This is a genomic window from Cellulomonas sp., from assembly GCF_036279715.1.
GTDB lineage: Bacteria > Actinomycetota > Actinomycetes > Actinomycetales > Cellulomonadaceae > Cellulomonas_A.
The window spans coordinates 35,385-42,645 of sequence record NZ_DASUIR010000141.1 but is presented as its reverse complement, the minus strand read 5'-3'; the positions used below and the strand labels follow the sequence as shown (position 1 = coordinate 42,645).

Annotated in this window: 6 protein-coding genes; 2 read left to right on the top strand and 4 right to left on the bottom strand. The window is 72.2% G+C overall.

The features are described 5' to 3' along the window. Nucleotides 1-20: 20 nt before the first annotated feature. The gene (locus VFW79_RS13495; protein WP_329677808.1) at nucleotides 21-1,007 is read right to left on the bottom strand and encodes an ATP-binding cassette domain-containing protein; all 987 of its coding nucleotides are present in this window, start codon (nucleotides 1,005-1,007) and stop codon (nucleotides 21-23) included. A 136-nt stretch (nucleotides 1,008-1,143) separates the two neighbouring features. Between VFW79_RS13495 and dxr the strand changes: the two genes are divergently transcribed. Continuing rightward, complete coding sequence (dxr, locus tag VFW79_RS13490; protein WP_329677807.1) at nucleotides 1,144-2,346, top strand: 1-deoxy-D-xylulose-5-phosphate reductoisomerase; 1,203 nt, start codon at nucleotides 1,144-1,146, stop codon at nucleotides 2,344-2,346. Nucleotides 2,347-2,353: 7 nt separating this feature from the next. Here the strand turns inward: dxr and VFW79_RS13485 are convergent, their stop codons facing one another. From VFW79_RS13485 to VFW79_RS13475, 3 genes are read right to left on the bottom strand one after another with little or no spacing between them, the layout of a single operon-like run. Beyond that, nucleotides 2,354-3,751, bottom strand: a complete 1,398-nt coding sequence (locus tag VFW79_RS13485) for an FAD-dependent oxidoreductase (RefSeq protein ID WP_329677806.1) — start codon at nucleotides 3,749-3,751, stop codon at nucleotides 2,354-2,356. Then, nucleotides 3,748-5,130 (bottom strand): aspartate aminotransferase family protein, encoded by a 1,383-nt coding sequence (locus tag VFW79_RS13480; RefSeq protein ID WP_329677805.1) that lies wholly within the window; start codon nucleotides 5,128-5,130, stop codon nucleotides 3,748-3,750. Before VFW79_RS13480 ends, VFW79_RS13485 begins: the two co-directional genes overlap by 4 nt. Next, nucleotides 5,127-5,603 carry an Lrp/AsnC family transcriptional regulator gene (locus VFW79_RS13475; RefSeq protein WP_329677804.1) on the bottom strand — a complete coding sequence of 159 codons (477 nt, stop codon included), beginning with the start codon at nucleotides 5,601-5,603 and terminating at the stop codon, nucleotides 5,127-5,129. The genes VFW79_RS13480 and VFW79_RS13475 overlap by 4 nt, the downstream gene beginning before the upstream one ends. A 200-nt stretch (nucleotides 5,604-5,803) precedes the next feature. Between VFW79_RS13475 and VFW79_RS13470 the strand changes: the two genes are divergently transcribed. Next, nucleotides 5,804-7,252 (top strand): gamma-aminobutyraldehyde dehydrogenase, encoded by a 1,449-nt coding sequence (locus VFW79_RS13470; RefSeq protein ID WP_414647976.1) that lies wholly within the window; start codon nucleotides 5,804-5,806, stop codon nucleotides 7,250-7,252. The last annotated feature ends 9 nt before the right edge of the window (nucleotides 7,253-7,261 follow it).

The following is a 7,261-nucleotide window of genomic DNA, read 5'->3' as shown; positions in this document are numbered from 1 at the left end:
CGTGGGTCCCGTCGTGGCGGTCATGGTGCCCCTCCGTCCGTGGTCGGCGCCCGGTCGGCGGGACCGTCGGGCCGCTCTCCGTCACGCAGCGACCGTCCGGTCAGGGTGAGGAAGACGTCGTCCAGGGTCGGCCTGCGCAGCTCGACGCCGGCGAGGTCGATGCCGTCCGCGTCGAGCGACCGCAGCAGGCCGGCGAGCAGCGTGCGACCCGCGGGCACGCGCACCTCCACCACGGTGCCCTCGACGGTCGGCACCCCCGCTCCGGGGAGTGCGCCGGCGATCGCCACGAGGCGCCCGACGTCGTCCGGCCGGGTTGCCGTCAGGACGACCGCGTCGCCGCTCACCCGCTGCTTGAGCTCCTCGGGGGTGCCCTCGGCGACGATCGAGCCGTGATCGATGACGAGGATCCGGTCGCACAGCGCGTCGGCCTCCTCGAGGTAGTGCGTCGTGAGGAACACGGTGCTGCCGCGGTCGTCACGCAAGGCCCGGACGTGCACCCACAGGTTGGCGCGCGCCTGCGGGTCGAGGCCGGTGGTCGGCTCGTCGAGGAACACGAGCTCGGGGATGTGGACGAGGCCCATGGCGATGTCGAGCCGTCGTCGCTGACCGCCCGACAGTGTCGAGCACTTGCGGTCCCACAGGCCGTCGAGCTCGAGCTGGCCGAACAGCTCGCGGCCGCGGGCAGCTGCCTCGGACCGGGCGACGCCGTAGAGGAGCGCGTGGTCGATGACCTCCTCACCCGCGCGCGCCGCGCCCGACGTGGACCCGGACTGTGCGACGTAGCCGATGCGCCGGCGGACACCACCGGGGTCGCGGCGCAGGTCGATGCCCGCCACGGTGGCCTCGCCGCGCGTCGGGGCGAGCAGCGTCGTGAGCATGCGGAGCGTGGTGGTCTTGCCGGCGCCGTTGGGGCCGAGGAAGCCGACGATCTCGCCGGCAGCGACGTCGAGGTCGACGCCACGCACGGCATCGACGTCCCCGCGTCGGGAGTGGTAGGTGCGTGCCAAGCCGCGAGCATGGATCATCGAGGGTCTCCCAACGGGACGTGCCGCGCATTCGACGTCGACCTGGGCTGGGCCGCCCTGGGCGTGCGGCGCACCCATCTCGGGAGTCTGGCACGAGGGCCCGGGGGATGATAGGTCGGTGAACCAACGCAGCGTCCTCCTGCTCGGGTCGACCGGGTCCATCGGCACCCAGGCGATCGACGTCATCCGCCGCAGCCCCGACCGCTTCGCAGTCGTGGGGATCAGCGCGGGCGGCGCCGACCCCGTCGCGCTCGCACGGCAGGCGGTCGCGCTCGGGGTGCAGACCGTGGCCGTGGCTGACGCCGACGCCGCGCCCGCGGTGTTCGCTGAGATCGCCCGCGCGAGCGCCGAGGCCGGCCTGCGGCAGGTCGGCATCGAGCTGCTCGCGGGTCCGCAGGCCGCCACCGAGCTCGCCGGGCGCGAGGTCGACGTGGTCCTCAACGGGATCACCGGCTCGGTCGGGCTCGGTCCGACCCTCGCGGCGCTCGGGGCAGGCAGCACGCTCGCGCTCGCGAACAAGGAGTCGCTCGTCGTCGGCGGCCGGCTGGTCAAGGCCGCCCAGCAGCGACCGGACCAGATCGTCCCGGTGGACTCCGAGCACTCGGCGATCGCCCAGTCGCTGCGCTCGGGTCGGCGCAGCGAGGTGCGTCGCCTCATCCTGACCGCGTCAGGCGGACCGTTCCGCGGCTGGTCGCGCGACGACGTCAAGAGCGTGCGTCCGGAGCAGGCGCTCGCACACCCGACCTGGTCGATGGGTCCGGTCGTGACGGTCAACTCCGCGACGCTCATGAACAAGGGGCTCGAGCTCATCGAGGCGCACCTGCTGTTCGACGTCCCGGTCGAGGACATCACCGTCGTGGTGCACCCGCAGTCCGTGGTGCACTCGATGGTCGAGTTCGTCGACGGCGCGACGATCGCCCAGGCGTCGCCTCCCGACATGCGCCTGCCGATCGCGCTCGGGCTGTCGTGGCCGGACCGGCTGCCCGACGTCGCCCCGGGGTGCGACTGGACGAGCGCGACCGCATGGACGTTCGAGCCGCTCGACGAGGAGACGTTCCGGGCGGTCGGGCTCGCGCGCTACGCCGTGACCGCCTCGGCGACTCACCCGGCGGTCTACAACGCCGCGAACGAGGAGTGCGTGGCCGCGTTCCTGGCGGGGCGCATCGGCTTCCTGGACATCGTCGACACGGTCGAGCGCGTGCTGCTCGAGCACGACGGCGAGCGCGCGTCGGGTGACGGCGGGACTCTCGCGCTCGAGGACGTGCTCGCGGCCGAAGGCTGGGCGCGGGCGCGCGCGCACGAGGTGCTCGCGCGGCGCTGATCCGCGCTCAGTGCCCGAGCATCGGCGCCAACGCGCGAGCCACGCGGCTCGGGCGCCCGGTGATCCGCTCCTCGACGTCCGCGAGCGCTGCGCCGCGGAGCCCGGCCGTGATGCCCGCCCAGCGCAGCGGCTCCGGCTCCCACGACGGCGAGCGGTGACCGACCCACGGCAGGCGCACGAGCGGGCTGTTCGACCCCGTGACCAGGTCGGCGATCGTGCGGCCGGCGAGGTTGGACGTGGCGACTCCATCACCGACGTACCCGCCGGCCCACGCCGTCTGCGTGTCCTCGTCGTACCCCACCGAGGCGTGCCAGTCCCGAGGGATCGCGATCGGGCCGCCCCAGGCGTGCGTGATGCGTGCGCCCGCCGCGCCGGGGAAGAGGTCGACGAGCGCGGCTCGCAGGTGCTCCGCCACCCGGTCGTCGTGGTCGAACCCGGGCCGGATCTCCGATCCCCAGTGGTAGGGGGCGCCCCGTCCGCCGAACGCGATCCGGTCGTCGCTGGTGCGCTGGCCGTACACGATCAGGTGGCGCCCGTCGGTGAACGTCTGGCCCCGGGCCAGGCCTGCCTCGGCCCAGAACGCCGCCGACAGAGGCTCGGTCGCGATCATCAGGGAGTAGACCGGGGCGACGTCCCGACGGCTGCCGGGCAGCTGTGACGTCCACGCCTCGGTGGCCCGGACGACCGTCCGCGCGCGCACGGTGCCCTGGTCGGTGACGACGGCGCGCGGCGACAGCCGAAGGGCACGCGTCCGCTCGACGAGGCGCGCACCCCGTGCGGTCACCACGTCGGCGAGGCCGCGCACGAGCCGTGCCGGCTGGAGACGGGCGCAGTCGGGGGTCCAGGTGCCGCCGATGACGCCGTCGGCAACGACGTGCCGGGCGACACCCGCCGCGTCGAGCAGGTGCACCTCGTCGCCCCAGAGCATGCTCCCGTCCGCCTCGGCGCTCAGGCGGGCGAGCTGTGGGCGGGTCCGGGCGAGGGTGACCGTGCCCCCGTAGGCGAAGTCGCAGTCGATCTCCTCGGCGGCCGCGACGCCGCCGACCTCGACGACTGTATCCCGCATCGCGGCGCGCATCGCGAGGGCCGCGTCGCGCCCGTGCCGGCGCGCGAGGCCCTCCGGTGAGGTCGGGAAGAGCGCCGAGCACCAGCCGCCGTTGCGGCCGCTCGCACCGAAGCCCGCGATCTCCTGCTCAACGACGATCACGTCGAGCGACGGGTCGGCCTCGAGCAGGTAGTACGCGGTCCACAGCCCGGTGAGGCCCGCGCCGACCACGACGACGTCGGCCTGCGTGTCACCGTCGAGCGACGGACGGGGTGCGAGCGGGTCGGGACCGGTCGCCGCGGTGCGGGGATCCGCGGCGAGCTGGTCGAACCAGAGCGAGATCGCCCGAGGTTCGGTCACAGCTGGTTCCAGGCCTCGGTGAGCACGCCTCGCAGGATCTGCTCGATCTCGTCGAACTCGGCGGGACCCGTCGTCAGCGGCGGGGCGAGCTGGATCACGGGGTCCCCACGGTCGTCGGCCCGGCAGTAGAGGCCTGCCTCGAACAACGCCTTGGACAGGAACCCGCGCAGCAGGCGCTCGCTCTCGTCGTCGTCGAACGTCTCCCGGGTCGCCTTGTCCTTGACGAGCTCGATCCCGTAGAAGTACCCCGCGCCGCGGACGTCGCCCACGATCGGCAGGTCGAGCAGCTTCTCGAGGGTTCGCTGGAAGATCGGCGCGTTGGTGTGGACCCGCTCTGTGAGGTGCTCGCGCTCGAAGATGTCGAGGTTCGCCATCGCGACCGCGGCCGACACCGGGTGCCCCCCGAAGGTGTACCCGTGGTAGAAGGTCGTGTTGCCGGTGCGGAACGGCTCGAACAGCCGGTCGGACACGATCGTCGCGCCGATCGGGGAGTACCCCGAGGTCAGGCCCTTGGCGCACGTGATCATGTCTGGTACGTAGCCGAAGTCGTCGCACGCGAACATCTCGCCGATGCGGCCGAACGCGCAGATGACCTCGTCGGAGACGAGCAGCACGTCGTGGGCGTCGCAGATCTCACGCACGCGCTCGAAGTAGCCGGGCGGCGGCGGGAAGCAGCCGCCCGAGTTCTGCACAGGCTCGAGGAAGACCGCTGCCACGGTGTCGGCGCCCTCGAAGAGGATCGCCTCCTCGATGCGGTCGGCCGCCCAGCGGCCGAAGGCCTGAGGGTCGTCGCGCAGGTGCTCGGGGCCCCGGTAGATGTTCGTGTTGGGCACCTTGTGCGCACCCGGCACGAGAGGCTCGAACGGGGCCTTGAGCGCCGGGATGCCGGTGATGGACAGGGCGCCCTGCGGGGTGCCGTGGTAGGCGACGGCGCGGGAGATGACCTTGTACTTTCCGGGCTTGCCGACGAGCTTCCAGTACTGCTTCGCGAGCTTCCAGGCGGTCTCGACGGCCTCGCCGCCGCCTGTCGTGAAGAAGACGCGGTTCAGGTCGCCCGGCGCGTGCGCGGCCAGCCGCTCGGCGAGGTCGATCGCCTGCGGGTGCGCGTACGACCACAGCGGGAAGAACGCGAGCTGCTCGGCCTGCTGGCGGGCGCGCTCGGCGAGCTCGGCGCGGCCGTGGCCGACCTGGACGACGAACAGGCCCGAGAGCCCGTCGATGTACTGCCGACCGGTGTCGTCCCAGATGTGGTGACCCTCGCCGCGCACGATGACGGGGACGTGGTGCTCCCATGCGCTCTGACGGGTGAAGTGCCCCCACAGGTGGTCACGGGCGGCCGTGGCTCGGAGCGTGCCGCGGGGCGTGGTCGATCCGGTCATCGGGTACCCCAGTTGTAGAGCTGCTTGCGGAGCTTCAGGTAGACGAAGGTCTCCGTGGTCCGTACCCCGGGCAGGGCGCGGATCTTGTGGTTGAGCACCTCGAGCAGGTGGTCGTCGTCCTCGCACACGACCTCGGCGAGCACGTCGAACCCGCCGGCCGTGATCACGACGTAGTCGACCTCGGCCAGGGCCGCGAGCGCGTCGGCCAGGGCCTCGAGGTCGCCCTCGGCCTTGATGCCGATCATGGCTTGGCGCGTGAATCCGACCTGGACGGGGTCGGTGACCGCGACGATCTGGACGATCCCGCCCTCGACGAGCCGCTGCACGCGCTGGCGGACCGCGGCCTCGGAGAGGCCGACAGCCTTCCCGATCGTGGCGTAGGCGCGGCGGCCATCCTCCTGGAGCTGTTCGATGATGGCCTTGGATAGGTCGTCGAGGGGCGGGGTGGTGGAAGCAGGTGGCCGAGTCGTCACCTCCTCATGGTCGCGGCTGGCGCGCGATCGCGCAAGTGAATCCGTACTCAGAAGGGGCCCGTGCCGCTGATTCGCTCGCAGAAACGCGATCGTAACGCGGAAATCGACTGAGAGGGATGTGCTGGACGGTGTCGACGGGTTAGCCTGCGGCGGACGCGGGTGGAGCCACTGTCCGCGCACGCGCCCCCCAGGAGTCCGACGTGAGCCCTGCGACCCCAGCGTTGCCTCAGCTCCAGAACTTCGTGGCCGGCCGACGCACCGGCGCGGCTGACGGACGCACGAGCGACGTGATCGACCCGACCACCGGTGAGGCCTATGTGCGTGCGCCGGTCAGCGGTGCCGGCGACGTCGATGCGGCCGTTTCGGCCGCCTCTGACGCATTCGAGACGTGGGGCCGCACGACGCCCGCGGAGCGGCAGCGGGCCCTGCTGCGCATCGCCGACGCGATCGACGCCCGCGCCGAGGAGTTCGTCGTGGTGGAGTCGAAGGACACCGGCAAGCCGCTCGGCCTGACCACGACCGAGGAGGTGCCGCTGTGCGGCGACCACTTCCGGTTCTTCGCGGGGGCCGCGCGCATCCTCGAGGGAGCGTCCGCCGGCGAGTACCTGACCGGGTACACGTCGTTCGTCCGGCGCGAGCCGGTCGGGGTCATCGGGCAGGTCACGCCCTGGAACTACCCGCTGATGATGGCAGTCTGGAAGATCGCCCCGGCGCTCGCAGCCGGCAACACCGTCGTGCTCAAGCCGTCGGACACGACCCCTGCCTCGACGCTCCTGCTCGCCGAGGTCGCGGCCGAGTTCCTCCCGCCGGGCGTCTTCAACGTGCTGTGCGGTGACCGCGACACGGGCCGCGCGCTCGTCGACCACCCCCGGCCCGACATGGTCTCGATCACCGGGTCCGTGCGCGCCGGGATGGAGGTGGCCGGCTCGGCCGCCCGCGACGTCAAGCGGGTGCACCTCGAGCTTGGGGGCAAGGCTCCTGTGATCGTGTTCGCCGACGCAGACCTCGGCGCGGCGGCCGAGGGGATCGCGATGGCCGGGTACTTCAACGCAGGCCAGGACTGCACCGCGGCGACCCGCGTCCTCGTGCACGCCTCGGTGCACGACGACTTCGTGGCCGCGCTCGCCGAGCAGGCGCGCAGGCAGCGCACGGGGATGCCCGACGACGCGTCGGTGGCGTTCGGCCCGGTGAACAACGACGCGCAGCTCGCGCGGGTCATCGGCTTCCTCGATCGGCTGCCCGACCACGCGGACGTCGTGGTCGGCGGCCACCGGGTCGGCACCCGTGGCTACTTCCACGAGGCGACGCTCGTGGACGGTCTGCGGCAGGACGACGAGGCCGTGCAGCAGGAGATCTTCGGCCCCGTCATCACAGTGCAGACGTTCGTGGACGAGGCCGAGGCCGTCCGGCTGGCCAACGGCGTCCAGTACGGGCTTTCCAGCTCGGTGTGGACCCGGGACCACGGCACCGCGATGCGGATGTCGCGCGCGCTCGACTTCGGGGTCGTGTGGATCAACACCCACATCCCGTTCGTGTCGGAGATGCCGCACGGCGGCTTCAAGCACTCGGGCTACGGCAAGGACCTGTCGATGTACGGGTTCGAGGACTACACCCGGATCAAGCACGTCATGAGCTCGTTGGGCGCCTGAGCGGGTCTG